We start from the raw sequence: 25,475 nt of genomic DNA on the forward strand, positions 1-25,475 counted from the left end.
TGCATCCCGGAGCCCGGGTGAGCCGTGAACGGCTTCGGCATGAACGTCGCGCGCACGCCCTGGGTCAGCGCGACCTCCTTGACCACATACCGGAACGTCATGACGTTGTCGGCCATGGTCAGCGCGTCGGCGTACCGCAGGTCGATCTCCTGCTGCCCCGGTGCGCCCTCGTGGTGGCTGAACTCCACCGAGATGCCCATCGCCTCGAGCGCCTCGATGGCGTGCCGCCGGAAGTGCGTCGCCGTCGCGTGGCTGGCCTGGTCGAAGTAGCCGCCGTTGTCGGCGGGCACCGGTTCCTTGCCGTCCTCAGGCAGATCCTGGAGGAGATAGAACTCGATCTCCGGGTGGACGTAACAGGTGAAGCCGGCCTCGCCCGCCTTCGACAGCTGACGGCGCAGCACGTGCCGAGGATCGGCCCACGACGGCGAGGCGTCGGGCATCGCGATGTCGCAGAACATCCGCGCCGAGTAGTGCCCGCCGTCGGCCTGCTCCCACGGCAGCACCTGGAACGTCGACGGGTCCGGCTTGGCGATCATGTCCGACTCGTAGACGCGCGCGAAGCCCTCGATGGCGGAGCCGTCGAACCCGATCCCCTCGGAGAACGCGCCTTCCAGTTCCGCGGGGGCGATCGCCACCGACTTCAGGAAGCCCAGTACGTCGGTGAACCAGAGCCGCACGAAGCGGATGTCGCGTTCTTCGAGCGTGCGCAGCACGAACTCCTGCTGACGATCCATGGGCGTGACCCTATGCGCACTGTGTTAACGCAATGTTTCGTGGGTCACGCCGGTTCGGCGGATGTTCGCGGACATCACGGCCGCCACCGCGCACAACCCGCCTGCGACGTACCAGGCGAGGTCGTAGGAGCCCAGCTGGTCGCGTACGAACCCCGCACCGAACGCCGCCAGAGCCGCTCCGATCTGGTGGGACGCGAACACCCAGCCGAAGACGATCGGCCCCGCGTTCCCGAACCGTTCGCGGCACAGCGCCACGGTCGGCGGGACGGTGGCGACCCAGTCCAATCCGTAGAAGACGATGAACGCCCACATCGGCGGTTCGGTCGTCGGTGCGAACAACTGCGGCAGGATCGCCAGCGACAGGCCGCGCAGCACGTAGTAGACGGCGAGCAGCACGCGGGGATCGACGCGGTCGGTGAGCCACCCGGAGAAGACCGTGCCCACGACGTCGAAGATCCCCACCACCGCGAGCAGGCCCGCGGCGGCCGTCGCCGGCATACCGTGGTCGTGCGCGGCCGGGACGAAGTGCGTACCGATCAGTCCGTTGGTCGACGCCCCGCAGATGGCGAAACCGCCCGCCAGCAGCCAGAACGCGGGTGTCCGCATCGCATCGCGCAGGGTGCGCAGCGCGTGAGCGGCGCTGCCACCCGCCGGCGGCGCGGCCGTGTCCCCCGTGTCATCGGTGCCGGACGCGCCGTAGGCCACGGTGCCGACGTCGCGTGGCTGTTCCCGCAGGCACAGCAGCACCACCGGCACGACCGCCAGCGCGGCCGCCGCGATCAGCAACGACGCCCACCGCCAGCCGTGTCCCGTCGCGAGCCCGGCGACCAGCGGCAGGAAGACCAACTGGCCCGCCGCACTCGCCGCCGTCAGGATGCCGCTGACCAGGCCCCGGTGGGTGACGAACCAGCGACCGGTCACGGTGGCGACGAACGTCAGCGCCATGGATCCGGTGCCCGCCCCGACGAGCACACCCCAGCACAACAGCAGCTGCCAGCTCGCGGTCATCAGGACCGTCAGCCCGCTGCCCGCCGCGACCAGCACCAGTGCGCCCGCGACGACCCGCCGCATGCCCAGTCGCTCCATCAGCGCAGCCGCGAAGGGTGCGATCAGACCGTAGAGCAGCAGGTTCACCGACACGGCGAGCGAGATCGTGCCGCGCGACCAGCCGAACTCGGCGTGCAGCGGGTCGATCAGCACGCCGGGCGCAGCACGGAACGCGCCCGCCGCCAGCAGCGCCACGAACGCCGCCGCGGCGACGAGCCATGCCCAGTGCAACCGCGGCCGGACAGCCGGCCGCCGGGAAGTACGCAACGTCATCACGACATTCGAGGATGATCAACCGCTGCCGCCGCGACGAGTGGCACGAATGCCAATATGTGCGAGGATCTTGCCATGGGTGTGCACCGGGTGGTGGTCCTCGCCGTCGGCGAGGTCGTCGGCTACGACATGCAGATTCCGCCGCAGATCTTCGCGTGCGCCGAACAGGGCGGGCGGCCGCTGTACGACGTGCGTGTCTGCGGGGTCGACGACCGACCGGTGCGGGTGTCCTCCGGCTACTCCGCGCTGCTCGACCACGGCCCCGAAGCACTCGACGACGCCGACACCGTGATCGTGCCCGGCACCCGGCTACCGGGCCCGCACCGCGACGGGTCACTTCCCGACGACGTCACCACGGCACTCGCCCGCATCCCCGCCTCCGCCCGGGTCATGTCGATCTGCACCGGCGCGTTCGTCCTCGCCGCCGCAGGCCTCCTGAACGGCCGCCCCGCCACCACACACTGGGCGCACGCCGACCGGCTCCGCACGCTCTACCCCGAGGTGTGCCTCGACGAGAACGTGCTGTTCGTCGACGACGGCGACGTGCTCACCTCCGCAGGCCTCGCCGCGGGCGTCGACCTGTGCCTGCACGTCGTCCGCTCCGACCACGGCAGCGACGTCGCCAACCGTGCCGCCCGCTATTGCGTCGTCCCGCCCTGGCGCGACGGCGGCCAGTCGCAGTACATCGACCGCCCCTTCACCGACGCAGTCACCGGCAGCACCGCACCCACCAGGGCATGGGCGCTGGAACGGCTCGGCGAACCCCTCGACCTGGCCGCGCTCGCAGCACACGCGCGGATGAGCATGCGCACCTTCAACCGCCGGTTCCGCGACGAAACCGGCCTGCCGCCGCACACGTGGCTGACCCGCCAGCGCGTCCTGCACGCCAGGCACCTGCTCGAGGTCACCGATCTGCCCGTCGACCGGGTCGCCGCCGAATCGGGCCTCGGCACCGCCGCATCGCTGCGCAAACACCTCCGCACCGCCATCGGCGTCTCCCCGCTCGCCTACCGGCGCACCTTCGCAGCACAGGCCCAGGCCGCAGGAACCCATCCCGACGAACCGGCCCACACCCGGTGACCCGGTCCGTCACCACGCCATCCGGCAGCCTCCTGCCCGCAGTACGGCCGGCCCCTCACCCGCCACCGCCCAACCCGACGGGCTTCGCCCGGCAGTAAGGGCCGGCCCCTCACCCGCCACCGCCCAACCCGACGGGCTTCGCCCGGCAGTAAAGTCCTCAGGCATGTCCCGGCGGATTCTGGTCGTCACCGCAGCTGTGCTCACGCTCGTTGCCGGGTGCACCTCCTCACCCGAGGCACCCGAGAGCGAGCCGCCAGGCGCTTCGCTGGTCCGCGACGCCTCGGCCGCGCTGCGCGACGTCACCAGCGTCCGTTTCGACCTGCGCACCCAGGGAGCACTGCCCGGCTTTCCGATCCGGTCGATCGAAGGCGTGGCCACCCGCTCCGGCTGGTCGACGGGCGAGGTCGACATGCAGCTGCCCACCGAACGCGTGCAGTACGAGTACGAACTCGGCCATCGGGAGGGCGCGTCCTCCTCCGGCGGTTCGGCCACGTCGGCGGTCCCCGAGGGCAGCAGCGCCGAAGCCGCCCGCGACACGACCGTCACACTGACCGACTCCGACGACGTGATGACGACCTCCGTCGTACCGGAACGGTTCACCCCCGCGAACCTGCTCGCCGGCGACGGCGGCCTGCACGATCTGCTCGGCGACGCGACCGAACTGAGCACCGAGAGCCGCGAGGACATCGGCGACGTGCCGACCTATCGCGTCAGCGGCACTCTCCCCCAGGCCGACATCTCGGAACTGCTGCCAGGGGTACCCGACGACGTCGCGGTCAAGTTCTGGGTCACGGACAACCCCGAGCGCACGCTGTTACGCGTCTGGCTGCAGGTGCCGCCGCGGAAGCAGAACGAGGGCGCCACGATGATCGAACTCGGGCTGAGCGAACACAACCAGCCGATCGAGGTCTCCAGCTCGGCGCCGGCGCCGAGCAGCTGACGCGGCCGCCGGCGCAGCCCCTTGCCGCCCGCGCCGATCATCCGCAGCGCTTGCCCTCCTGCGGCAGCGTGCCGTCGATCAGGTAGCGCGCACCCGCCCCGTCCACGCATTGGTTGCCCTGCAGGAACACCGTGTGCTGATTGCCCTCGAACGTGAGCAGCCTCCCGTCGAGGGCCTTCGCCAGTTGCACTCCCGCCCGGTACGGCGTCGCGGGGTCGTTGGTCGTCGACACCACCAACGCGGGCGGCACGCCGTCGACATCGGGCAGGTGCGGTTCGGACGTGCTGTCCACGGGCCAGAACGCACAGGCGTCGCGGGCCGCCGACGGGCGGGTTCCCGGGTCGAGGAACGGCGCCACCTCGGCGTACCGCCGCTGCGCGTCCCGGATCTTCTCCCTGTCCTCCACCGGCGGGTCGTCGACGCAGCGGATCGCGACGAACGCGTCCTGCGTGTTGGCGTAGTTACCGGACGAGTCACGCTCGTTGTACATGTCGGCCAACGCCATCAGGGTCGAACCGCTGCCCTGCGACAGCTCGGCGAGACCGGACTTCAGCTGCGGCCACATGCGCTCCGAATACAGCGCCTGGATGGTGCCCGTCGTGGCGTCGTCGTAGGACAGTACGCGGCCGCCGACGTCGACGGGGTCGTCGAGCAGTGGGCGCACCAGGTCCTGGTAGGCCTTCGTCGGGTCGCCGGTCAACGGGCAGCCGGACCGCTCCTGGCACCACGCGGCGAACTCCTCGAACGACTTGCCGAACCCCTCGCCCTGGGACACGAGCGACTCCACGGAGTCCTGTTCGGGGTCGAGAGCACCGTCGAGCACGAGCGACCGGACGTTGCGAGGGAACCGTTCGGCGTAGGTGTAGCCGATGCGCGTGCCGTACGAATAGCCGACGTAGTTGAGCTTGCGGTCGCCGAGCACCGACCGCAGCACATCCATGTCCTGGACGACGTCGCGGGTGCCCAGGTGGGCGAGCATGTCCTCACCGTGCTCCGTGCGCTCCGCGCACTTGGCGGCGAACCGGCGTTCCTCCTCTTCGGTCGCCCGCACCCCTTGCCTGCTGCCGTCGTATTCGACATCGTCCGCGCGGTCGGCGTCGCGTTCGTTGTCGGTGAGGCACTCGAGCGCGGGTTCGCTCGCACCGACGCCGCGCGGATCGAAGCCGACGAGGTCGAACCGCTGGCCGATCTCCGTGTCCGCCGTCGGGCCCGCCATCGACGCCGCGCTCAGCATTCCCGAAGCGCCGGGCCCACCCGGGTTGACGACGAGCGAGCCGATCCGGTCGTCACCCGTCGCCCGGTGCCGCAGCAGGCCGAGCTCGATCTCCGGGCCGTCGGGCTCGTCGTAGTCCAGCGGCACGGTCAGCCGCGCGCACTCGAGCCCTTCCGCGCCGAACGACGAACGCGCCATCTCGGAGGTGGCGTACGGCTCGCATTCACCCCAGTCGAGCGCCTGCCCGTAGAACCGATCCAGGCCCTGGGGCACGGGTCCGACCGGGCCCTTCTGCTCGGGTTGATCGGACGAGCAGGCGGTCGTCAGCCCGCCCAAGGCGAGTACACAGGTGGCGAGGGCCAGGTAGCGTTCGACAGAAGGCACGGAAGTGATCGTGCCATCGCAGCACGAGGAGCGAGATGGGAGACCACGCGTGGCGTTGATGAGCCGGGTGAGCAAGCGGTTGCGCAGGATCATCCAGCGTCCGGCGAGCGTGGAGCTGACGCGGTACGAGGCGTTGCTGCCGCGGATCGAGAAGCGTGAGCCGGAACTGGAGAAGCTCGACGACAGCGAACTGACCGCCGCCGCCACCGAACTGGGCGACGACCTGTCCGCCACCGGGACTTTCAGTGACCGGCAACTCATCGAGGTGTGCGCACTCGGCAGGGAGGCCGCGCGCCGCGGTCTGGGCGAGCGGGCGTTCGACGTCCAGCTGCTGGGCACGATGGGGCTGCTGACCGGGCATGTCGTGCAGATGCAGACCGGTGAGGGCAAGACGCTCGCCGGTGCGCTGGCTGCAGCCGGCTACGCGCTGCAGGGCAAGCGGGTGCACGTCATCTCCGTCAACGACTACCTGGCTCGCCGTGACGCCGAGTGGATGCGGCCCGTCTACGACCTGCTCGGCGTGTCCGTCGCCTGGGTCGAGCCGTCGTTGGAGACGTCGGACCGGCGGGCCGCGTACGGCGCGGAGATCTGCTACGGAGCGGTCAGCGAGATCGGCTTCGACGTGCTGCGCGACCGCCTCGTGACCGACGCGGGTGAGCTCGCGCAGGCCGAGCCGGAGGTGGCGATCGTCGACGAGGCCGACTCGGTGCTCGTCGACGAGGCGCGCGTGCCGCTGGTGATGGCCGGTTCGGTCGACGCGGGAGTGGCTGACCTTGAGGTCGCCAACATCGTCCGCAGGCTGCGTGTCGGGCTGCACTACGAGACCGACCCCGACGGCCGCAACGCGTGGCTGACGACGGCGGGCGCCTCCGTGGTGGAGAAGTCCCTCGGCGGCATCGACCTGTACGCCGAGGACGGGGCCGACCGCCTCGCCGCCGTCAACGTGGCGCTGCATGCGCACGCGCTGCTCACCCGGGACGTCGACTACCTGGTGCGCGACGGCAAGGTCCAGCTGATCAACGCCTCCCGCGGCCGCGTCGCCGAACTGCAACGCTGGCCGGACGGGTTGCAGGCTGCGGTCGAGGCCAAGGAACAGCTGCCGGCGTCCGACCGGGGCGAGATCCTCGACTCGATCACGGTGCAGGCGCTCGTCGCGCGGTATCCGCAGGTGGCGGGTATGACGGGCACGGCCGTGGCCGTCGCCGAACAGCTGCGGGAGTTCTACGAACTCGAGGTCGCGGTGATCCCGCCGAACACGCCGAACGTGCGCGAGGACACCACGGACCGGATCTACGCCGCGCCGAACAACAAGCTGCGCGCGATCGTGTCCGAGATCGAGGAGGTGCACGCCACCGGGCGGCCGATCCTCGTCGGTACGCAGGACGTCGCCGAGTCCGAGGAACTCGCCGAGAAACTCGAGAAGGCGGGGCTGCCCTGCGTCGTGCTCAACGCGCGCAACGACGCCGAGGAAGCGGCCATCATCGCCGAGGCAGGCACCTACGAGCGGATCACCGTGTCGACCCAGATGGCGGGCCGCGGCACCGACATCCGGCTGGGCGGCGCCGACGGCTCCGACCGGGAACGCGTCGCCGAGTTGGGCGGCCTGCACGTCATCGGCACGGCGCGCTATCCGAGCAGCCGGCTCGACGACCAGCTCCGCGGCCGCGCGGGCAGGCAGGGTGACCCGGGCAGCTCGGTGTTCTTCGCCAGCCTCAACGACGAACTCGTGCTCGGCCACGCACCGGACGTGCCGGACGGGATCGACGCCGACCCCGAGACCGGCGAGGTCACCGACAATGCCGCGCACCGGCAGATCAACCATGCCCAGCGCGTCGCCGAAGGCGTCGACCTGGAGATCCACCGCAACACGTGGCGCTACACCCGGTTGATCGAGCACCAGCGCTCCGAGCTGCTGAAATGGCGCGACGAGGTGCTGCGCACCGACGCCGCCAAGAAGGTCCTCGCCGAGCTCGCGTCCGCACGTGAGGACGCCGCACGTGCGGACGCCACACGTGAGGACAAGGCCACCGGCGAGACGAAGAAGCACAAGGAGAAGAGGAAGTCCGCCGACGACGCGGAGGTGGACACCTCGACCGCCGACGACGCGGCATCCGACGACGCGGCAGCGGAGGCCGACGCGGTATCCGACGACGCGGTATCCGACGACGAGACGGAGGGCGACACGGCCTCCGACGATGCCGCGGCCCCGGACGCCGCCACGGACGATGCCGGGGACGCCGCGGAAGCCGATGCGAAGCAGCTCGACGAGGCGCGTCTCGCCGAGCTGGCCGACAAGCTCGGCGAGGAGGAGCTCACGACCGTGTGCCGCCGCATCATGCTGTTCCACATGGATCAGCTGTGGGCCGATCACCTGGCGTTCCTCAACAACGTGCGGGAGACGATCCATCTGCGGGCGATGGCGAGGGAGCAGCCGTTGGACGAGTTCCACCGGGTCGCGATCCCGGAGTTCCACAAGATCCGCGGCAGAGTGGAGTCGCGGTCGGCGGAGACCCTCGCGTCGGCGGAGATCACGTCCGACGGCGTCGACCTCGCGGCGGCGGGCGTGCGCAGGCCGACATCGACGTGGACGTACCTGGTGCAGGACAACCCGTTCGACTCGGACGCCGAGCAGGCGTTGAAGAAGGTGCGCGGGATGCTGCGCAAGAAGCGCAGCTGACGGGCGAACCCGATCTCACGCGCGGAGCGCTGCGCGGGTGCGCGACAATGACGGTATGCCGCACCTGCGCATCGCACTGGCCCAGATCAACACGACCGTCGGCGACCTGGCCGGGAACACCGACCTGATCGTCGAGCGCACCCGCGAAGCCGCCGAATCCGGAGCGCACGTCGTCGTGTTCCCGGAGATGACGCTCACCGGCTATCCGGTGGAGGACCTGGCGTTGCGGGAGACGTTCGCGCGCGCGTGCCGCGAACAGGTCGATGTGGTCGCACAGCGGCTGGCCGACGCCGGCTGCGGCGACCTGCTGACGTACGTCGGCTACCTCGACCAGGACGAAGCCGGTCCGCGGAACGCCGTCGTCGCCCTGCTCGGCGGCCGGGTCGTGGCGAGGCAGTACAAGCACCACCTGCCGAACTATGGGGTGTTCGACGAACGCCGCAACTTCAAGCCGGGCACCGAGCTCGACGTCGTGCGCCTCCACGGGGTCGACGTGGGCATGGTCGTCTGCGAGGACCTGTGGCAGGACGGCGGCCCGGTCGCGGCGCTCGGCGAAGCAGGGGTGGACCTGGTTGTGTCGCCGAACGCGTCGCCGTACGAACGCGCCAAGGACGACGTGCGACTGCCGCTGGTCGCTTCGCGGGCCCGCGAAGCCGGCGCACCAGTGGTCTACACCAACTGCGTCGGGGGGCAGGACGATCTCGTGTTCGACGGCGATTCGATCGTCGTGGGCACCGACGGCACGCTACTGGCGCGTGCCGGGCAGTTCACCGAGCAGCTGCTCGTCACCGACGTCGAGGTGCAGCCGGGCGGCCACACCGCCGACGGCGAGTTCGCAGGGCTCACCGTGCACCGGCGGACGCTGAGTGACGGCCCGGCGCCCCCGCGCGAGCCGCTGGGCGGTCCGGCGATCGGCGAACCGCTGCCGGACGAGGCGGAGGTCTGGTCCGCGCTCGTGCTCGGACTGCGCGACTACGTCGGCAAGAACGGGTTCGGCTCGGTGATCCTCGGGCTGTCCGGCGGGATCGACTCGGCCGTGGTCGCCGCACTGGCCGTGGACGCGCTCGGGCCGGACAAGGTGTACGGCGTGGCGATGCCGTCGGTGTACTCGTCGGACCACTCCAAATCGGACGCGGCCGATCTCGCCGAGCGGCTGGGCTGCCATTTCCGGCTCGAACCGGTGACCGACATGGTGCAGGTGTACGTCGACCAGCTGTCGTTGCGAGGCCTGGCCGAGGAGAACATCCAGGCCCGGGTGCGCGGCATGCTGCTCATGGCGCTGTCCAACCTGGACGGACACCTAGTGCTGGCCACCGGCAACAAGACCGAACTCGCCGTCGGCTACTCGACGATCTACGGCGACGCGGTGGGCGGCTTCGCTCCCATCAAGGACGTGTTCAAGACGCACGTGTGGGCGCTCGCGCGCTGGCGCAACGACGAGGCCGTCAAGCGCGGGCAGACACCTCCGATCCCGGAGAACTCGATCTCGAAGCCGCCGTCGGCCGAGCTGCGTCCCGGCCAGGTCGACACCGACTCGCTGCCGGACTACGAGCTGCTCGACGACGTGCTCGACGACTACATCGAAGGGGACCGCGGCTACGCGGACCTGCTCGCCGCCGGGTTCGACCCCGGGGTGATCGACCGCGTGGTGCGCATGGTCGACGGGGCCGAATACAAGCGCAGGCAGTATCCGCCGGGCACGAAGATCACGTTCAAGGCGTTCGGCCGCGACCGTAGGCTGCCGATGACCAACCGCTGGCGCGAGACCCACTGACGTCATGAGCGGCGGCGGTTTCACGGTGTTCCCGACGTCGCTCGGGCACTGCGGTCTCGCCTGGACCCGGCAGCCGACCGATGCCGTCGTGGGAAGCCAGCTGCCCGAGACCGACGCAGCGAGCACGCGGACACGGTTGCGGACCCGGTTTCCCGACGCCATTGAACACGACGCCATTGAACACGACAGCACGGAGCACGGTGCCACCGAGCACGGCGGCACCGCTCCGGCCGGTGACGATGCGCGCACCTCGCTGCCGACGTGGGTTGCCGAGGCGATCGAGGCGGTGAGAGCGTCGCTGGCCGGCAAGGACGTCGACCTGTCGACAATTCCGCTGGACCTGCGGTCGGTGCCGCCGTTCCACGCACGGGTGTACGAACTCGCGCGCACGATCCCGCGCGGCACGACCACCACGTACGGCGAGCTCGCACGGCGACTCGGGGAACCGGGAGCGGCGCAGGCCGTCGGGCAGGCGCTCGGTGCGAATCCGTTCGCCCCGATCGTGCCGTGTCACCGGATTCTCGCCGCCGGCGGCAAGCCGGGCGGTTTCTCCGCGACGGGTGGGCTGGCGACGAAGGAGCGCATTCTCGAGACCGAAGGCGTCCATCTCACACCGCCCACGCTGTTCTGAACCGGCGCCGGTGGTTCAAGCCATGCGGGCGGTGCGGTCGCCTCCGGTTTTGCGGAGGTAGGCGACCCCAGCGCCCAGCACGATGCTCGCGCTGATCATCTGCCCGCGGGAAGCCAGACCGGCGAACTCGCCGGGGCCGACGAAATCGTCGAGCACCAGCAGCAGCCACGCGAGCGTGCCGAGGCCGACGCCGATCGCCGGTGCGATCGTCCACCGGCCGTACCACCAGAGCAGCAGCGCGACCGGACCTGCCGAACAGAACACGTTGACCAGGATCGACGCCGCGATGTGGAGCTGGCCGCCCAGCGACGGATCGGGGTCGGGCGCGCACCCGCCTCCCGCGACGACGCGACACTCCAGCGGGAAGACACCCCGGACGAGATACAGCACACCGAGCATGCCGACCAGCACCATCGTGGCGCGGGCACTGCTGTGCACCGGAGTGATCCGCAGCAACGGCGGCACCGCCAGCACCAGCGCAACCCCGGCCACCAGCTCCGCCGCGCGAAACAGCGGCGCATGAGGCTGGCCGGGCACCGCGAGGGCCGACGTCACCGTCCGCAACGAGGACATGTGGGTGTGCAGCACGAACTCCGCCAACCAGCCGAGCTGGCCGATGATGGCGATGACCAGCAGGGATATCCCCGCTCTACGCACCGCGGTGAGGGTCGTCGAACCGCGGAGCTCCGGCAGCATAGCGAACTACCTATCACGCTATCGGCCGAACCGAAACCCGAAATGGTGTCGCACACAGCGTAATGACCTCACTACGCGGCAGTGATGTGTGCTCCCCGGGGCTGTGAAGCTGCTCGCACCGAGCTTCCTGGCCTGTCGGCGGTGCTGCCACGCTCAATGGGTAACGATCCACGACCCGGGGACCTGCCGCGCAGGCCTCGAGGGAAGGACGGTTCGACGACGATGTCCGTTTCCGAAACACCCGGCGACTCCGCCGACCAGCAGCCCGCACCGTACGGCTCCCCCGCCGGCCCGACAGGCGATCACGGCGGCCGCGCACCCGAGCGGAAGAAGGTGCGCATCCACCATCTGCGGCAGTGGAAGGAAGCCCGGCAGCCGTGGCCGATGCTGACGGCCTACGACATGTACACGGCGAAGCTGTTCGACGAAGCGGGCATTCCGGTACTGCTCGTCGGCGACTCGGCAGCCAACAACGTCTTCGGCTACGACACGTCGCTGCCGGTCACGGTCGAGGAGCTGCTGCCGCTCGTCCGGGCCGTCTCGAGCGCGGCCACCCACGCGCTCGTCGTGGCCGACCTGCCGTTCGGCTCGTACCAGGTGTCGGTCGAGCAGGCCGTGGCCACGGCGGTGCGGTTCATGAAGGAGGGCCGCGCCCACGCCGTCAAGCTGGAAGGCGGGCGCCGGTTCGCCCCGCACGTCGAGGCGATCACGGCAGCGGGTGTGCCGGTGATGGGCCACATCGGGTTCACGCCGCAGTCGGAGCACACGCTCGGCGGCTACCGGGTGCAGGGCCGCGGCGAGGCAGGTGTCGAGCTGCTGGAGGACGCGCTCGCGCTGCAGGACGCCGGGGCGTTCTCCGTGGTGATGGAAATGGTGCCGGGGGAGGCCGCACGGCAGGTGACCCGCAAGCTGGCGATCCCGACCGTCGGCATCGGCGCCGGCCCGGAGTGCGACGCACAGGTGCTCGTGTGGCAGGACATGGCGGGGCTGCGGACCGGCGGGGCGCCGCGGTTCGTCAAGCGCTACGCCGACGTCGCGGGCGAGCTCACCCGCGCCGCCCAGGAGTTCGCCGCCGACGTCCGCGGCGGGCAGTTCCCGGCCGCAGAGCACACCTTCGACTAGCGGGACACACGCCAGGAGCACTCACGGGAGAACGGCCGAGAGTTCACCGTGGGCTGCCACGAGGGACGGTCCGTACCACGTCAGGTACCGGCCGGAGACGAGGACGTACGGCACGCCGGGGAACGCGTCGGGGCCGTCGCCGTCGGTGAACTCCCACGGTTCGTCGGGCAGTACGAGCAGGTCCGCCTCGCCGTCGGCGAACCGCTGCCGCAGCTGGTCGAGCTTGGGCCGGGGGTAACGCTCGTCGGCGCCGGTGTAGACGTGGTCGACACCGAGCCTGCGCAGGACGTCACCACCGAAGGTGTCGCGGCCCAGCACCACCCACGGCTTGCGCCACACCGGCACGACCGCACGCGCCCGCACCGGCCGGGGTTCCGTCAGCCACAGCCGTTCGGCCTCCGCCAGCCACGCCGGAACGCCATCGGCCGGTGTTCCGGCGCAGCCGGCGAGCGGTCCCGTCAACAGTGCCCGCAGCGAGGCGAGCGCGGCGGGCACCGTCCCGGGCGCCTCCATCACCCACACCGGGATCCCGGCGTCGCGGAGCGCCTGCACGTCCTGTGGCCGGTTCTCCTCGGCGTTGGCGAGTACGAGGTCGGGCCGCAGTTCGGCAGCGGCGCCGGCCGTCGGATACTTCGAGCCACCGACCCGCGGGACATCCAGGTCCGGCGGGTGCGTGCAGTAGTCCGTCGCGCCGACGATCAGACCCGGCGTCGTGTACTCGACGGCCTCGGTCAGTGCCGGCACGAGCGAGACGACCCGTCGCGGCGGGTCCGGCAACGGCACATCGGCGCCGAGGTCGTCGGTGAACGTCGTCATGGCGCCATGTTGCCCCACAGTGTCCATCCGTCCATCCACCCCCGACGTCCATCCACCCCCGACCCGATCGGGTAACCGCTCCCCTCGGTACCGTGCCGACCACTGATGAAAATGACATCCATTTGGGGGTTTTCATGAAGGTCGCGTTCGTGGGCAAAGGCGGCAGCGGCAAGACGACGCTCAGCGGCCTGTTCACCTCGTATCTCGCCGGTTCGGGCGCCCCGGTGCTGGCCATCGACGCCGACATCAACCAGCACCTCGCCGTCGCACTCGGCGCGACTCCGGACGAGGCGGACGCGCTGCCGACCCTCGGCGACAACCTGACGCTGATCAAGGACTACCTGCGGGGCGAGAACCCCCGCATCCCCAACGCCGACGCCATGATCAAGACCACTCCGCCGGGGCGCGGCTCACGGCTGATGACCCCGCGCGAGGACAACCCGATCACCGACGCGTGCATGCGCGAGATCGGCGGCGCGCGCGTCGCCGTCACCGGCCGGTTCACCGATGACGATCTCGGCGTCGCCTGCTACCACTCGAAGACCGGTGCCGCGGAGCTGCTGCTCAACCATCTCGTCGACGAGGCGGGCGAGTACGTGGTCGTCGACATGACCGCGGGCGCCGACGCATTCGCCTCCGGTCTGTTCACGCGCTTCGACGTCACGTTCCTCGTGTGCGAGCCGACGATGCGCAGTATCGGCGTGTACCGCCAGTACACCGAGTACGCGCGCGAGTTCGACGTGCGCCTCGCCGTCGTGGGCAACAAGGTCGCCGACGACGAGGACGTCGCGTTCCTGCGTGACGAAGTGGGCGACGACCTGATCGGCTGGCTGTCGACGTCGCGGCACGTTCGCTCCGCCGAACGCGGCCGGCACCGCCCGATCAGCGAGCTGGAGCCCGCCAACCTCGCGGTACTCGACACCATGCGCTCCACTGTGGACGCCGTCGAACGCGATTGGGAGGCCTACCAGGCGCAGGCGGTCGAACTGCACCTGCGCAACGTCCGGGCGTGGGCCGGTTCCGAACTCGCCGACCAGGTCGACCCGGACTTCGTGCCCGCTCCCCCGGCTCGCGTGTAGGCCGGTCTACCGGTCAGTTCCTGCCACCGTCGCTGTCGCTGCCGTCGTCGTCGGCGGCGTCCCACTCGGCGTCGGCTTCGTCGGCGGCCTCGGTGCGCGCCCGCGCGATCTCGAGGGCTTGCCGGGCGGTGGCCTCATCCGGATACGGTCCGAGCAGGTCGATCGACCGCGACACTTCGCCGTGCTCGATCTCTCCGGTGCGGGTATTGTACCACCAGCCAGACGGCGGATTCGGGTCCTTCTTGCGCCAGCCCATGCCTCGAGCGTGGCACAACCCTCGTCACCTGCGAAAGCGGTAGGGAATCTCCGTCGGTTCGGCACCGGTCGGTCCGAACACGGCCCCGTCTCCGTCGGCACCCTCGGCAGCGGACGCCCCGGCGCCGTCGGCCGGCATCTCGTCGAACCAGTCCCGCTGCGCGGCATCCGACCGTGCAGCATCCGGTTGTGCGGCGCCCGGTGGCGGGACCACCGGGAACGAGCCGCTCGCCGTGACAGGCCCCGCCGCCGGGGGAACCTGCTGCGATGGCTGCGACGGCTGCGGCGGTGACTGCGGCGGCTGGGCCGGCTGCGGTTGCCCAGCCGGCGACGCCGGTACGGCGGTGCCGGACGGCGGGGTCGGTGTCCCGGATTCCGCCGTGGGCGTCGACCCCTGCCCAGCCGATCCGGGTGGGGTCGATCCGGGTGCGGCGGCGGTGCCCGCCGACGGGGCGACGAAACCCGACGGCGGTGTCTCCCACACCGGTTGCGGGCCGATGTTCATGGGCGCAGCCTTCCCCTGCTGGGGGACGGCGGGCGCGGTGCGGGGACGACTCCCCTGCACCACGGGATCCAAACAGGACACGAGCACGGTCACCGAATCGGGGTCGTCGACCTTCCGGCCGCTGCGTTCGCGGTAGACCATCTCGCCCTCGGAGTCGATCTCGACGAGGTAGCCGGCCTCGGCGAGCTGCTCCTCGTCGAGGTCCACGAGACGTTCGGGCCGCGAGGGAACGACCCGGTAGGCGGGCCAGTCCAGTCGCGCGTGGCCGTCGTGGAACTGGGCGAGCAGGTTCACCAGCTGTTGCTGCCACGGCAACGGCATGTCCTCGACGAGAGCGCGCGGCAGCACGACGTAACCGTCGGTGACGCCGGGCTGTTCCCGTCGCAGGTAGTCCGACAGCGGCGTGCTCGACGCGGGCGGCGCGTGCCGCGGGGCCGGCGGACGTGCCTGCATCGCGAACGGGTCGATCTGCGCACCGCCGCGGCCCGCGTTCTTTCCGCGCTTACCCCACTTTTTGCCCACGAGACACCCTCCTGCGTTCACACACCAGGCCGGACGGCCTGCGGGACGAGCTCACCCTCGTCCCACGACACGTCACGTACGTGCACCGGGACGCCGCTCTGCTGCGCCTCGACCATCTTGCCGTTCCCGAGGTACATCGCCACGTGGTGAATGGTGCTCGGGTCGGCCGTATCGTACGCCCAGAACAGCAGGTCACCGGGTTGTGCCTGCTCCACCGGTAGCATCGAGCCCGCCTTGTACTGGTCGCGCGACACCCGTGGAATGGTGATACCTGCGGCCTCGTAGGCACGCAACATGAGCCCGGAGCAATCGTACGAATCGGGCCCGGTGGCACCCCAGACGTACGGTTTGCCACGCTCGCCCATCGCGAAGTCGATCGCCTGCTGGACCGACGAGTTCGACGCCAGCACGACGTCCCCGCGGGCTTCGCCGCAGCCGCTCGCGTTGCGGATCTCCCCGACGTTCTGCACGAGGTGGACCGCCATCGGTTCCCACTCGTGGTATCGGTCGGGGAACGCCGACCGCTCGACGGCCTGCGCCGCCTCGCCCGGGCGCATGTGCTGCCAGCCGGGCACGTCTTCGAGGACGTCGTAGAACTTGTTGACCTGGTACGGCGGGTTGGTGACCTGCTCGGGCGTGCCCCAGCCCATCGACGGGCGCATCTGGAAGATGCCCAGCGAGTCGCGGTCGCCGTAGTTCAGGTTCTTCAGCCGCGACTCGGTCATGCCCGCCTGAATGGCGATCTGCCACGCCCGGGGCGACATGCCACGTTCCTTGCCGATCTTGATGATCAGCGATGTGATCTCGCGCTGCTCACCGTCGAGGGACTCGGCGTCGGCCGCACCGTTGCCGGCCTGGCCCGGCCTGGTCGGCCCGATGGCGGCATCACACGACAGTTCCGTCACGTCGCCGCTCATGGCCTGCTGCCGGGACCCGTCGATGACCGTGATCAGCCCGACCGCCAGCACCACCGTGAGTGCCGCCGCCATCACACACCCGAACAGCAATCCCCCGCGCACGGCTTAGCCCACCCGGTTGTAGTCGGAGACGCGCCAGCCCTCTTCGGTCTTGATCACGGTGATGGACAGGTCCGGGCCGTCGGTGGCGATCCTCGCTTCGACCGAACGGGGATAGGACTCGCCTGCCTCGGCCTTGCCCTCGACCTTCGTCGCCGGGATGTTCGCCGGGTCGACGCTGCGCATCACGGGCAGGAACTCGGCGGTGGTGTACGGGCGCAGACCGTCGAGCCACGCGTCGGCGGTCGTGTCGTCGTCGTGGTCGACCCACGCTGTGGCCCACTGTTCGGCGACGCGCAGCGCCTGCGGGGCCGCCGGTGCCTCACTGGGAGTCTCACGCGGCTCGGTCAAGCGGGTGACCGGCGGCAGCCCGGAACCGCCGGAACCGTTCGACGCGCCGGGCTCGCCCGGCTGCGCACTGCCGGATTCGGACGTGGGCGGGGTCGCCCCGGAAGCCTGTCCGTCGGAAACCAGGCGGGGCACGACGATGCCGGCCGCGACGATCAGCGCCACGAACAGGATGATCGTGCCGACCAGATGTGACGGCGACCGCATCGGCCAGCTCCACAGGCGCCGGTAGATCGCCGCGCGGCCGCGGTTGGTGCGAATCGGCATGTCCGCTCGCCCCTACCGCACCGCACGGTCGGTGTCGCGAACGTCGTCCGGGCGCACTTCGAGCCCGCGCGACGGCCGGTACAGCACGTACACGGGTTTGCCCGCGACCAGTTCACTGTCGGCGCGCCGCGGTTCCGGCGCGGCCGGTGCCGGTGCGGCAGGCGCGGGCGTCGGCACGGCCTGCGCACCGCCCTGACCACCGGTCCGCCCGGTGTCGAACGCTCCCGCAGGCTGGTTCATCCGCGACGGCACGACGAACGGATCCGGATCGTCGGCGCGGTCGATCCCGCGATCGGTCACCGGCGCCGTGTCGACCCGTCTGCTCGGCACCACCATCGGCTGCTGGTCGCCCGACCCACGGCTCGGCGGGGCCGTGTTGAACACCGGCGGTGCCGCGCCGCCGCCCGCGGGCAGCGCCGGGCTCGCCCCGCCGACCTGCTGGCGCGTACCCGGCCAGTGCGATGCCGGATGGGCACCGGTCTGCGGCCCGTCGAGCCGCTGGGCACTGGCGATCGTCGCCTCGGGACGGAACCGGCCGCCCGCACCGGCGGCTCCGGCACCGCGGGTGGCCGCGCCACCCTCGGCCTCGTCGTCGTTCTTGACGGTCTGCCAGAACTCGTCCTGCGGGGTCGGCTCGGACGACTTCTTACGGAAGCGGGAGAACAGCCCGCCACCCTGGCTCGGCACGGCGGAGCCCACGAGGCTGACCGATGTCTCGACCATCTGCCACAGCCGCCGCGCCGGCCGGCCGACGACGAACATCATGATCGTCACCAGGCCCGCGATCGCCAGCTGCACGATCATGTCCATTCCGGACGCGGCGAAGATCGCCTGCAGCAGCAGCGCGTGGATACCGGCGAGCACCGACAGCACGAGCAGGTTGAACGCCACGCCGCCGATGACCCGGCCGACCTTGCGCAGCACGTCGTGCTGCAGGATCGCGAGCAGGCCGATCAGCGGCGCGGTGAGCGTGAACAGCCGCACGAGGATCTGCGCCAACAGCACGGCCAGCTTGGCGACGAGCTGGAACAGCGAATACGCGAGACTCTGCAACATCGCCAGGAAGCCCGTGCCCGCGCGCGAGCCGTCCTCACCACTGAAGTAGCCACTCGAGGCCTGCAGCTCGCCTGCGATGCGTTCGAACTCGGCCTTTTTCTCGTTGATGACGTTCTCGTCGCCGTCATCGCCCGCCCTCATCTGGTCCCACGTGAACGCCTGCGCGTCGAGCAGGTCGGGGCCGTACTCCTTGGCCTCCTCGTCCTGCTGGTCGTTGCCGAACGTGCCGCGCAGCCAGTTGTCGTAGACGACCTCCTCGTGCAGTTCGGTCGGCAGGATGTGCCGCACGACGCGGTCCTGTTCCTCGTCGACGAAACCGGCCTGGATGTTGGTGGTGGTCTGGACGATCGCGTGGTCGATCTCGTCGTGGTACTGCAGCAGGGCCAGCGAGGAGGCCGCCAGCCACAGACCGCCGATGGCGAACAGCGCCCGCTTACTCACCGTCGCGAGGTCGCCGCGCCAGATGTTGCGGAACAGGAAGATCGCCAGCAGCAGCGCCGCGAGCCCGAACAGCTGGGCGTAGACGTTGTTGTAGACCGCTTCCGCGCCCCGCGAGACGGCCTCGGTGAGCGGCTGGAGCACACCGCCGTCGAGCACCTCGTAATGCAGCGCGTTGGTCGCCCCCACGATGTTCTTGGCGACGTTGAACAGCTGGTTTCCGAGCCACGTGTCCACGGTCGTGCTCGGGTCGGTCATGCCGCCCATCACGCCGCTGTCGCAGTCGTGGACGTGCCAGACCATGCCGGCGTAGCTGTAGTCGGCGTAGGCGCTGCCGGCCTCGCCGTTGCCCTCCGGGGTGTCGATCGCGCCGACCATGCCGGAACCGGGCCGTTCCGGGTTCGGCGCCTCACAACCGGAGCCACCGGTCTGCGCCTGCGCGGGCGAGGCGAGCAACGCCTGGCACACCAGCACCGCGACCGTGGCCAGCATCGCCGGTCCGCGCCGGGCGACCTGCGGGCGGCCCGGTTGCCGGCGACGCGCACGCAGCCACACCCACGCGCACACCAGTGCGGCGAGCACCGTCATCGTGATCATGCGGCGTCCCTGCCGGTGCCGTTCTTGCCCCGGCCGCCGGCGCGGGCGGGCTCCTGCCCGCCGTCGGCGCCGGTGTCGCCGCCCTCGTCCACGCCGTCCTTGTCGAAGCCGCCCTCGTCGAAACGGCTGTCGTCGAAGCCGCCCTCGTCGAACGCGGTGTCGGACAGCAGTTGGTCCTCGGTGAGCCCGACCTCCAACTCGGCCTCGAGTTCGAGATCCTCCTCCGGCTCACGGCCGGGCGACGCCGGCACCGGCTCCGTCGGCGCCGAGCGTGACGTCGCCCGCTCCGCCGTCCGGTCCGCCTCACCGCCGTCGGCGGGTCGGCTCTCGACGGCCTGCGTATCGGCACCTGGCGGCTGCGCCGGCCGTTCGGGAGTCCCACCCGGCGTGGTGTCGAGGACATCACGCAGCTGCTGCAGGTGTGGTCCGGTGAAGTCGACACGGATGCGTTCCACACCGCCCGCACCGTCACCGAAGATGAACTGCCGCGGCTCACGGTCGCGTTCGGCCTCGCGCTGCCCGCCGGGACGGCGGCCGAGCGCGGACACGACCTGCTCGTAACCCGCGCCCACGGGCACCTTGAGCAGGCGCAGCGCGTCGGCCTGCGCCTCGTCGTCGTCGAGCCTGCCGACGAACACCGAGTCCAGCAGCGCGACGAAACCCTGGATCTTCAGGAAGTCCGCGGGGATCTGCGAGGACAACAGCACTCGGACGTTCCACTTACGCGAGTCACGCGCGAACCGGTTCATCAGCACCCGGCCCGTCGGCACCTCCGACAGGAAGAACGCCTCGTCGATCCACACGCCCTTGCGCGCCGACTTGGGCTTGTCGTACACCGAGCGCGCCGTCAGCCACGCGGCGAGGTTCATCATCTCGACGCCCAGCGCTTCGGCGTCGGTCCAGTGCTCGCGGCCGACACCCTCCTTCGGCAGGGTCAGCCCCGCCATGGTGAGCACGGTCAGCCGGTCGTCCCGCTGGTCGGTGTACGGATCGGCGTCGGCTTCCGGGATGAGCAGCGACATGCGTTCGCGCAGCTCGTCGAGGAAGTCGGCGACGACGACGGCGTGGTCGTAGTGCTCGCTGGCGTCACGCCGCAGCGCGTCGATGACCTGGCCGGGATCGGCGTCGTGCCGTCCGCCGACCATGCGGACCGCACGCAGCAGCACGATGCGGGTCTGCGGCATGCGTGCGACGTCGTAAGGCAGCACACCGGTGAGCACGTCCAGCACGAGCCGCCTGCGCGTCGCCCCGGCGAGGGCGCGTTCCCTGCGCCACGCGCGTTCCGGGTCCTCTTCATCCATGAAGTGCTCGAGCTGCGGTTCGGCGACGACGCGATACGGGTTGAGGATGCCGGGCTGGGCGTTGAGCAGGTTGATCGGCCGCGCATACGGACGCAGCTCGGGCAGCTCGCACAACCGCGACAGCGGACCGGACGGGTCGAGAATGGTCCAGTGCGCGCCGGCGCGGAGCGTCTTGTAGACGATGCCACCGCCGAGGAACGACTTGCCGCCACCGAGACCGGCGACGATCGACGTCAGCCCGGAGCCGTCGCGGATCTCCTGCGCCATCCACGGGTCCCACGCGACGGGGCGGCGGGTGGCGGTGCAGGTCTCGCCGAGCAGGATGCCGCGGCGGTCGCCGACCTCGGCCGTAGCCGTGGGCACCGACGCGGCGGCCCAGACCACCGAACCGCGGCGCAGGTACGCCCCGGAGGCGAGCGCCTCACCGGGGATGAACTCCCTGGCCAGGGCGTACTGCGCCTCGGGGTGTTCGATGGCGATCTTCGGCTTGTACAGGTCCAGCAGCTGCTGCGCGAGCTTGAGGGCCTCGCGTTCGCTGCTGCCCGAGACCGACATGCGCCACCACGAACGCACGCGCGTGGCGAGGGCGGTGAAGCCGGACGTCATCTCGTCGTCGACCTCGAGCACCCGCGAGGCCTGCCGGGCCAACGACTGCGGCGGTTCGAGTTCGTGCTCGTCGGTGTAGTGCTTGACCTGCGAGCGCACCTTGTTCATCTGCCGCTGCAGCTCGCCCGCCACCTCTTCGGGCCTGCGCACGTAGATGCGCGCGGACCACTCCACGGGCGCGGGCAGGCGGTCGGCGTGCTGCACCCACGGATCGTCGACCTCGGGGATCTGCAGGCCGTGCATCTGGCCGACCGTCAGCACGGCGACGTGACGCTTCACCCCGGCGTTCGATCCGGTACGGCCGCGCACCGTGACGGTGGGCGCGTACGGATCGGCGTGGAAGTCGGCGGCGTCGGTGAAGCTGGCGAGGTCCTCGGGCTCCCAGGTCGACGTCGGCACGGCGGGCATCGTGCGCGGCGCGGGCAGCCCCAGCGAACACGAGCGGTGCATCAGCCAGGACATCTCGTCGGCGCTGACCGGCCTGCCTTCGAGGCCGGACGAGCCGATCACCCCGTCGAGGTGCTCGACCTCGGAGTCGAGGGCGGACAGCTCGGCGTCGACGGCCTCGGGGAGGATCTTGCGCAGCAGCGGCGCGGCACGTTCGACCGCGCGGTCCATGACGCGGCGGGTCTGGACCTGCACCCCCAGGTAGACCTCCTTCTCCGCCATCGACCGGCCCATCAGCTGCTGCTGCTCCCCGACGAGGTAGTCGTCGAAGGACGGCGCACCCGGCACGTCCGCGGGCCGGTCGTGGGCGTTGTGCACGTGCGCCTCGGCCCACATGCGGATCGGGTACGGGCGGGTGGTGACGCGCAGGTGCATCCACCGGCCCTGCAGCTCGGCGTACTGGCCCGCGATCGCCGCGATCAGGTCCTGTCGCTGGGAGTCGGACCGGAACGACCAGCGTTGGGGCGCGAGCCGGTACCAGGCGTACACCTCGTTGCCCGTGCGCAGCAGATGTCCGTCGATCGAGCGGGCGGCGATCGACGGCGTGTAGGTCGGGATCGCCTGTTCACCGGGCAGTCTGCGGCCCCGGCCGTCGGTCTTCGTCGACGGTGCCGGTTTCGCGGCGTTCCTGCTGGTGCCGCTTCGGTCGCGACCGAACAAGGCCTACCTCCCGACCGACGCCGGCATGCGGCCGGTGCGCCGGTGCGCTCGTGCTGTGCTGTCTGCCGACGGGCGTCCGGACGCCGGCCCGCCGGGCCGGACCGGATACGCGCCCCCGCGGGGACGTGCCCCGCGAGTGCCGCGCTTGTGTTTCGGCAGGGGTCGCTCCGCCCTGACCTTGATCTTGCTCGCGCTGACGGCACCGCCGTCGGCACGGGTCTTCTCCCTCGGGCTATGCAACTCGCGCAACCACATCGCGAACACCGCCGAGAGCGGCCGCTCGTGCGTGATCTTCGCGGTGATCATCCGAGTGATCGCGATGGCGAGGACGAACGCCCATGCGGTGCTGAAGAACCCGAAACCGATGCCGACCTGGCGTTCGATGCCCAGTATCACCAGGAACATCGGGATGCCGACGCCCCAGGCGACGTACCGCGCGCGCCACGGGAACGTCGCCTTCGGCGGGCCGAGCCAGACGGCGTCGACCCGGTAGATCTCGTCGTCGGTACGTATGCGCACGTCCGCGAGCCCCGGTCAGCCTGTGAACAGGCCGGCGAGCCACTCGCCGACGTCGACACCGAGCCCGCTGACGGCGAGACCGATGAGCGCGAGGGCGATCACGACGCCCCCGAGCCTGCGCATCACGCCGGCGTTGTCGCCTTTGCCGCCACCCAGCCAGAGCAGCAGCAGCGCGACGGCGAGCAGCACGAGCGGGACAATGTTGTCGAGGAGCCAGGTACGGACTCCTCCGGTGCCGAGCTCGCCTTGCTGCGCCAGAGCCGCAAGCGTCATCGTGGTCATCGCCTACTCCCGAGTGCCTGGAGTGTGGTGCCGGTACGGATGGTCCGTACCGCGCGGGTGGTCCAGCACTTCCCGTGTTCGAACAACATCATGGCGTGACGAGGTGTGGCGGTCAAAGACCCGTACACCCGCAGCGCGACCCCGAAGGGAGGGTCCCGCCTCCGTGGGCGTCGCGCGTGTGCACACCCACCTCGTCCGACCTCCATCATCGCTGCCCGAAGCTCCAGGGTTAACGGTGGCCACCCGGTTTTCCTAGTGTGCGGATGGCCTCACTCACACGCCAAGATCGACCTCACGCTGAGTTCCGCCGTACCCGGCCGTGTCACGGGATGCGCCGGCGCGACTAGTGAATCATGACCCATTCGGCCGCATCACAGCGCTCCACCGTGTAAAGGCCCTGTGTAGACGTCCGAACCGGACGATCTGACCGATCCGGTGAAAACCGACCCCGTCGCGCCACTCAGTCCGCGCGGAGAACCACCGTAAGTGGTTTGGTCACCCGTTCGGGTCGGTTTCGACCACAGGGCGGTGCTTCAACCGGATGGCGGTGCGACCGCGACCGCCGGAACCGGGCCGTAGCGCGTTGCGGAGATGCCGCGGGCGGCCTACGGAGTGTCGCGGAGCGGGGAGCCGACGACGTCGAAGCGGAAGCCGCCGAACACGCCGGAGAGCATCGGGCGCGCCTGCTCGATCGACTCCCGGACGGCGGGCAGCTGCAACGACGCCTGGTGCGCCTCGGCGCTGGTCCACAACTCCATGACGTACACCGTGTCGGGATCCTCGCCGACACCGACCTCGTACAGCAGGCAGCCCGCCTCGGCCAGCACGTCGCTGCGCCGGGAAAGGTGGGCGGCGAGCTCGTCGCGTCGCCCCGGCACCGCACCGAGCGTGCCCACGTTGGCGAAGGTCATGCGGCCAACCTACCTCCGGCGGCTGCCCGCAGTGCTGGGCGACAGGCCGACGTCGGCGGGCGAACGGCGACGTCGGCCGGTACGCCCGGGTGACGACCGGTCACGACACGTCGAGCACCCGGCGAGCGACGAGGGCCGCGTGGGGACGGTGACCGGGGTCGTCGCGGGTCTCGACCTCCTCGACGTGGAAACCCGCGCCGGTGAGCAGCCGCGACATCACGTCGACCGGCCAGAAGTAGGCCGTCGTCACGGCATGCGGGAACGCCTCGACCCGCGAGCCGTCGACCTGGCGAGCCATCCCGAGCAGCAAGCTGCCGCCGCCGCGCAGACAACGCGCGAACTCTGCGAGCACGCCAGGTACCACAGCGGGCTCGGTGTGGATGATCGAATACCACGACAGAATGCCGTCCACCGACGCGTCGGCGACGCCGAGTGCGTCCAGCCGAGCGACGCGGAACGGGTTGGCGGGGAACCGCGTGCGAGCGATGTCGACGAACTCCGGAACGAGGTCCACACCCTCGACGCGGCGATCATCGCTGCCGGTGCGGTCGATATCGGGGCCACCGCTGTCGGGTCCGGCGCTGTCGGGTCCGGCGCTGTCGGGTCCGCCGATGCTGCGGCGAAGGAAGTCGGTCCACTGCCCGGGGCCACATCCGGCGTCGATGATCAGGCCGTCGACGCCTGCGGCCCAGCGGGCGACGAGGTTCCGGTCCGGTTCGGCCATGAGTTCGGGAGCGCACGCGAAGTCGGCGTACTCGACCGCCCGCCTGCCGTAGGCGTCACGTACGTCAGCTGCCGACACGGGCCACCTCCGCTGCCATCGAACCCGCCGATCCGCGCCGCCAGTGCTGGGAGGACGAGTTGGCATGTAAGCCGGATTCTGTTCCCACGGCCCAGCCGTGGGCGGCGACCATCCATCTCGGCCTGCCGTTGCCGACAGGCTCCAGCGGTCTACCCGCAGGCCTCGGACGGGCCGCCCTCGAACGCCTGCGCAGGAACCCTGGGGCTCCCTCTTGACCTTGCTCCGGGTGGGGTTTACCGAGCCGTCCCGGTCACCCGGGACGCTGGTGGTCTCTTACACCACCGTTTCACCCTTACCCGGCCACTGCGCCGGCGCCACGGGCACCGGCGCAGCACCGCCGGGCGGTCTGCTTTCTGTGGCACTTTCCCGCGGGTCACCCCGGGTTGCCGTTAGCAACCACCCTGCCCTGTGGAGTCCGGACTTTCCTCGAAACCACGCCACTCGGGCGCGGCGTCGCGGCCGCCCTGCCAACTCGTC

At 70.6% G+C, this 25,475-nt stretch carries 22 protein-coding genes and 1 other RNA gene (1 of these 23 running past the window's edge); 7 read left to right on the forward strand and 16 right to left on the reverse strand.

The features are described 5' to 3' along the window. Together glnA and FB384_RS03380 are read right to left on the reverse strand one after the other, a co-directional pair. On the reverse strand, window positions 1–734 hold the 5' portion of the coding sequence (glnA, locus tag FB384_RS03375; RefSeq protein ID WP_183779055.1) for a type I glutamate--ammonia ligase. It extends 610 nt beyond the left edge of the window; only the first 734 of its 1,344 coding nucleotides appear in the window; it begins with the start codon at window positions 732–734; the stop codon falls past the left edge of the window. A gap of 24 nt (window positions 735–758) precedes the next feature. Further along, entirely contained in the window at window positions 759–2,054 is a 1,296-nt protein-coding gene (locus tag FB384_RS03380) for an MFS transporter (protein ID WP_183779058.1), read from the reverse strand. A 75-nt stretch (window positions 2,055–2,129) separates the two neighbouring features. Between FB384_RS03380 and FB384_RS03385 the strand changes: the two genes are divergently transcribed. Next, window positions 2,130–3,134, forward strand: coding sequence for a GlxA family transcriptional regulator (locus FB384_RS03385; RefSeq protein WP_228725949.1), 1,005 nt, complete (start codon window positions 2,130–2,132; stop codon window positions 3,132–3,134). A gap of 163 nt (window positions 3,135–3,297) precedes the next feature. Beyond that, window positions 3,298–4,074: an LppX_LprAFG lipoprotein gene (locus FB384_RS03390; RefSeq protein ID WP_183779062.1), complete on the forward strand. Its 777-nt coding sequence runs from the start codon at window positions 3,298–3,300 to the stop codon at window positions 4,072–4,074. A gap of 37 nt (window positions 4,075–4,111) precedes the next feature. Here FB384_RS03390 and FB384_RS03395 read toward each other — a convergent pair whose 3' ends face one another. Next, window positions 4,112–5,671, reverse strand: coding sequence for an alpha/beta hydrolase (locus FB384_RS03395; RefSeq protein WP_372497782.1), 1,560 nt, complete (start codon window positions 5,669–5,671; stop codon window positions 4,112–4,114). A 58-nt stretch (window positions 5,672–5,729) separates the two neighbouring features. On the opposite strand from FB384_RS03395, the gene secA2 reads away from it, so the two are divergent. The 3 genes from secA2 to FB384_RS03410 are packed head-to-tail and all read left to right on the forward strand — an operon-like array spanning window position 5,730 to window position 10,753. Next, complete coding sequence (gene secA2, locus FB384_RS03400) at window positions 5,730–8,348, forward strand: accessory Sec system translocase SecA2 (protein WP_183784890.1); 2,619 nt, start codon at window positions 5,730–5,732, stop codon at window positions 8,346–8,348. A gap of 55 nt (window positions 8,349–8,403) precedes the next feature. Beyond that, window positions 8,404–10,122 (forward strand): NAD+ synthase, encoded by a 1,719-nt coding sequence (locus FB384_RS03405; RefSeq protein WP_183779066.1) that lies wholly within the window; start codon window positions 8,404–8,406, stop codon window positions 10,120–10,122. Between the two features lie 4 nt (window positions 10,123–10,126). Then, window positions 10,127–10,753: a methylated-DNA--[protein]-cysteine S-methyltransferase gene (locus FB384_RS03410; RefSeq protein WP_183779068.1), complete on the forward strand. Its 627-nt coding sequence runs from the start codon at window positions 10,127–10,129 to the stop codon at window positions 10,751–10,753. 15 nt (window positions 10,754–10,768) lie between these two features. Here the strand turns inward: FB384_RS03410 and FB384_RS03415 are convergent, their stop codons facing one another. Further along, window positions 10,769–11,449: a DUF998 domain-containing protein gene (locus FB384_RS03415; protein ID WP_183779070.1), complete on the reverse strand. Its 681-nt coding sequence runs from the start codon at window positions 11,447–11,449 to the stop codon at window positions 10,769–10,771. 222 nt (window positions 11,450–11,671) lie between these two features. Here FB384_RS03415 and panB point away from each other — a divergent pair, with 222 nt between their 5' ends. Further along, the gene (gene panB, locus FB384_RS03420) at window positions 11,672–12,571 is read left to right on the forward strand and encodes a 3-methyl-2-oxobutanoate hydroxymethyltransferase (protein WP_183779072.1); all 900 of its coding nucleotides are present in this window, start codon (window positions 11,672–11,674) and stop codon (window positions 12,569–12,571) included. A gap of 21 nt (window positions 12,572–12,592) precedes the next feature. Here panB and FB384_RS03425 read toward each other — a convergent pair whose 3' ends face one another. After that, window positions 12,593–13,387 (reverse strand): helical backbone metal receptor, encoded by a 795-nt coding sequence (locus tag FB384_RS03425; protein WP_183779074.1) that lies wholly within the window; start codon window positions 13,385–13,387, stop codon window positions 12,593–12,595. A 134-nt stretch (window positions 13,388–13,521) separates the two neighbouring features. Here FB384_RS03425 and FB384_RS03430 point away from each other — a divergent pair, with 134 nt between their 5' ends. Next, window positions 13,522–14,466 carry an ATP-binding protein gene (locus FB384_RS03430; protein ID WP_183779076.1) on the forward strand — a complete coding sequence of 315 codons (945 nt, stop codon included), beginning with the start codon at window positions 13,522–13,524 and terminating at the stop codon, window positions 14,464–14,466. Between the two features lie 13 nt (window positions 14,467–14,479). Here FB384_RS03430 and FB384_RS03435 read toward each other — a convergent pair whose 3' ends face one another. The 11 genes from FB384_RS03435 to rnpB all read right to left on the reverse strand — a co-directional run bounded on the left by FB384_RS03435 (window position 14,480) and on the right by rnpB (window position 25,473). Then, window positions 14,480–14,722, reverse strand: coding sequence for a hypothetical protein (locus FB384_RS03435; protein WP_183779078.1), 243 nt, complete (start codon window positions 14,720–14,722; stop codon window positions 14,480–14,482). Window positions 14,723–14,746: 24 nt separating this feature from the next. After that, window positions 14,747–15,748: a hypothetical protein gene (locus FB384_RS03440; RefSeq protein WP_183779080.1), complete on the reverse strand. Its 1,002-nt coding sequence runs from the start codon at window positions 15,746–15,748 to the stop codon at window positions 14,747–14,749. 17 nt (window positions 15,749–15,765) lie between these two features. Next, complete coding sequence (locus FB384_RS03445) at window positions 15,766–16,767, reverse strand: C40 family peptidase (RefSeq protein WP_183779084.1); 1,002 nt, start codon at window positions 16,765–16,767, stop codon at window positions 15,766–15,768. Between the two features lie 3 nt (window positions 16,768–16,770). Further along, window positions 16,771–17,379 carry a hypothetical protein gene (locus FB384_RS03450; RefSeq protein WP_183779086.1) on the reverse strand — a complete coding sequence of 203 codons (609 nt, stop codon included), beginning with the start codon at window positions 17,377–17,379 and terminating at the stop codon, window positions 16,771–16,773. Between the two features lie 12 nt (window positions 17,380–17,391). Next, window positions 17,392–19,470, reverse strand: coding sequence for a magnesium transporter (locus tag FB384_RS03455; protein WP_183779088.1), 2,079 nt, complete (start codon window positions 19,468–19,470; stop codon window positions 17,392–17,394). Then, window positions 19,467–22,484 (reverse strand): ATP-binding protein, encoded by a 3,018-nt coding sequence (locus FB384_RS03460; RefSeq protein WP_183779090.1) that lies wholly within the window; start codon window positions 22,482–22,484, stop codon window positions 19,467–19,469. Before FB384_RS03460 ends, FB384_RS03455 begins: the two co-directional genes overlap by 4 nt. A gap of 3 nt (window positions 22,485–22,487) precedes the next feature. Next, window positions 22,488–23,003: a hypothetical protein gene (locus tag FB384_RS03465; RefSeq protein ID WP_183779092.1), complete on the reverse strand. Its 516-nt coding sequence runs from the start codon at window positions 23,001–23,003 to the stop codon at window positions 22,488–22,490. A 15-nt stretch (window positions 23,004–23,018) separates the two neighbouring features. Further along, complete coding sequence (locus FB384_RS03470) at window positions 23,019–23,285, reverse strand: hypothetical protein (RefSeq protein ID WP_183779094.1); 267 nt, start codon at window positions 23,283–23,285, stop codon at window positions 23,019–23,021. Between the two features lie 605 nt (window positions 23,286–23,890). Then, window positions 23,891–24,196 carry a putative quinol monooxygenase gene (locus tag FB384_RS03475; RefSeq protein WP_183779096.1) on the reverse strand — a complete coding sequence of 102 codons (306 nt, stop codon included), beginning with the start codon at window positions 24,194–24,196 and terminating at the stop codon, window positions 23,891–23,893. A 100-nt stretch (window positions 24,197–24,296) separates the two neighbouring features. Next, window positions 24,297–24,998, reverse strand: coding sequence for a class I SAM-dependent methyltransferase (locus FB384_RS03480; RefSeq protein ID WP_183779098.1), 702 nt, complete (start codon window positions 24,996–24,998; stop codon window positions 24,297–24,299). 51 nt (window positions 24,999–25,049) lie between these two features. Further along, window positions 25,050–25,473, reverse strand: an RNA gene (gene rnpB, locus FB384_RS03485) — RNase P RNA component class A. Window positions 25,474–25,475: the final 2 nt, after the last annotated feature.

This window comes from Prauserella sediminis, assembly GCF_014195435.1.
Classification (GTDB): Bacteria; Actinomycetota; Actinomycetes; order Mycobacteriales; family Pseudonocardiaceae; genus Prauserella; species Prauserella salsuginis.

Coding starts and splice junctions, on each gene's coding strand:
- FB384_RS03380 (WP_183779058.1), bottom strand. CDS start 2,054: ATGACGTTGCGTACTTCCCGGCGGCCGGCTGTCCGGCCGCGGTTGCAC.
- FB384_RS03385 (WP_228725949.1), top strand. CDS start 2,130: ATGGGTGTGCACCGGGTGGTGGTCCTCGCCGTCGGCGAGGTCGTCGGC.
- FB384_RS03390 (WP_183779062.1), top strand. CDS start 3,298: ATGTCCCGGCGGATTCTGGTCGTCACCGCAGCTGTGCTCACGCTCGTT.
- secA2 (WP_183784890.1), top strand. CDS start 5,730: ATGAGCCGGGTGAGCAAGCGGTTGCGCAGGATCATCCAGCGTCCGGCG.
- FB384_RS03405 (WP_183779066.1), top strand. CDS start 8,404: ATGCCGCACCTGCGCATCGCACTGGCCCAGATCAACACGACCGTCGGC.
- FB384_RS03410 (WP_183779068.1), top strand. CDS start 10,127: ATGAGCGGCGGCGGTTTCACGGTGTTCCCGACGTCGCTCGGGCACTGC.
- FB384_RS03415 (WP_183779070.1), bottom strand. CDS start 11,449: ATGCTGCCGGAGCTCCGCGGTTCGACGACCCTCACCGCGGTGCGTAGA.
- panB (WP_183779072.1), top strand. CDS start 11,672: ATGTCCGTTTCCGAAACACCCGGCGACTCCGCCGACCAGCAGCCCGCA.
- FB384_RS03425 (WP_183779074.1), bottom strand. CDS start 13,387: ATGACGACGTTCACCGACGACCTCGGCGCCGATGTGCCGTTGCCGGAC.
- FB384_RS03430 (WP_183779076.1), top strand. CDS start 13,522: ATGAAGGTCGCGTTCGTGGGCAAAGGCGGCAGCGGCAAGACGACGCTC.
- FB384_RS03435 (WP_183779078.1), bottom strand. CDS start 14,722: ATGGGCTGGCGCAAGAAGGACCCGAATCCGCCGTCTGGCTGGTGGTAC.
- FB384_RS03450 (WP_183779086.1), bottom strand. CDS start 17,379: ATGCCGATTCGCACCAACCGCGGCCGCGCGGCGATCTACCGGCGCCTG.
- FB384_RS03455 (WP_183779088.1), bottom strand. CDS start 19,470: ATGATCACGATGACGGTGCTCGCCGCACTGGTGTGCGCGTGGGTGTGG.
- FB384_RS03470 (WP_183779094.1), bottom strand. CDS start 23,285: ATGACCACGATGACGCTTGCGGCTCTGGCGCAGCAAGGCGAGCTCGGC.
- FB384_RS03475 (WP_183779096.1), bottom strand. CDS start 24,196: ATGACCTTCGCCAACGTGGGCACGCTCGGTGCGGTGCCGGGGCGACGC.